General features: G+C 66.6%; 1 protein-coding gene. It reads right to left on the reverse strand.

The window, feature by feature from the left end; all coding sequences use genetic code 11:
- Positions 1 to 1,637: phosphomethylpyrimidine synthase ThiC (gene thiC / locus CS1GBM3_RS00005; RefSeq protein WP_072389666.1), on the reverse strand; the 1,637-nt coding region annotated here is incomplete at both ends.

The raw sequence follows: 1,637 nt of genomic DNA on the forward strand, positions 1-1,637 counted from the left end.
CCGCACATGGAGCAGAAGTGCGCCACCTTGTGCGCCTCCTTGGGCAGCGTCTCGTCGTGGAAGCTCTGGGCCGTGTCGGGGTCGAGCGACAGGTTGAACTGATCCTTCCAGCGGAACTCGAAGCGGGCGCGCGAGAGGGCGTCGTCGCGCAGTTGCGCCGCCGGGTGGCCCTTGGCGAGATCGGCGGCGTGGGCGGCGATCTTGTAGGTGATGACGCCGGTCTTGACGTCGTCGCGGTTCGGCAGGCCAAGGTGCTCCTTCGGCGTCACGTAGCAGAGCATGGCGGTGCCGTACCAGCCGATCTGGGCAGCGCCGATGGCGCTCGTGATGTGGTCGTAGCCCGGCGCGATGTCGGTCGTCAGCGGGCCCAACGTGTAGAACGGCGCCTCGCCGCATTCGCGAAGCTGCTTTTCCATGTTGACCTTGATCTTGTGCATCGGCACGTGGCCGGGGCCTTCGATCATCACCTGGCAGCCCTTGCGCCACGCGATCTGCGTCAGCTCGCCGAGAGTCTCGAGCTCGGCGAACTGGGCCCGGTCGTTGGCATCGGCGATGGAACCGGGGCGCAGGCCGTCGCCGAGCGAGAACGAGACGTCGTAGGCCCGCATGATGTCGCAGATTTCCTCGAAGCGCTCGTAGAGGAAGCTCTCGCGATGATGCGCAAGGCACCACTTGGCCATGATCGAGCCGCCGCGCGAGACGATGCCGGTGACGCGGCTGGCGGTCAGCGGCACGTAGCGCAGCCGCACGCCGGCGTGGATGGTGAAGTAATCGACGCCCTGCTCGCACTGCTCGATCAGCGTGTCGCGGTAGATCTCCCAGGTGAGCTTCACCGGATCGCCGCCGACTTTCTCGAGAGCCTGATAGATCGGCACCGTGCCGATGGGCACCGGCGCGTTGCGGATGATCCACTCGCGCGTGGTGTGGATGTTGCGGCCTGTCGAGAGGTCCATGACGGTGTCGGCGCCCCAGCGGGTGGCCCAGACCATTTTCTCGATTTCCTCCTCGACCGAGGAGGTGACGGCGGAGTTGCCGATGTTGGCGTTGATCTTCACCAGGAAGTTGCGGCCGATGATCATCGGCTCGAGTTCGGGGTGATTGATGTTGGCTGGGATGATGGCGCGGCCGCGGGCGATCTCGTCGCGCACGAACTCGGGGGTGATGAAAGGCGGGATGGCGGCGCCGAAGCTTTCTCCGTCCTCGAGCGCCGCTTTCGCCCGCTCCAACACGGCCTCGCGGCCCATGTTCTCCCGGTGTGCGACGTAGATCATCTCCTTGGTGATGACGCCCGCACGCGCGTATTCGAGCTGGGTCAGCGGAACGTCTTTGCGGCCGCGTAGCGGCTGATGTGCGATCGGGAACGTGCGGGCGGCGTGGCGGCCCGAGACGCCGCCGTTGTCCTCGGGCTTGATGGTGCGGCCTTCGTAGCGCTCCGTGCCGCCGCGCTCGGCGATCCAGGCTTCGCGAATGCGCGGCAGGCCGCGGTTGACGTCGATCTCGGCTGCGTCATCCGTGTAGGGGCCTGAGGCGTCGTAGACCCTTACCGGGGCTTCGCCGCTCTCCGGTGTCAGCGTGATCTCGCGAAGCGGTACGGCGAGGTCGGGTGCGGCTTCCGGTGCGACGTAAAGCTTGCGCGA

This window comes from Hyphomicrobium sp. CS1GBMeth3, from assembly GCF_900117455.1.
In the GTDB taxonomy this organism is placed as follows: domain Bacteria; phylum Pseudomonadota; class Alphaproteobacteria; order Rhizobiales; family Hyphomicrobiaceae; genus Hyphomicrobium_C.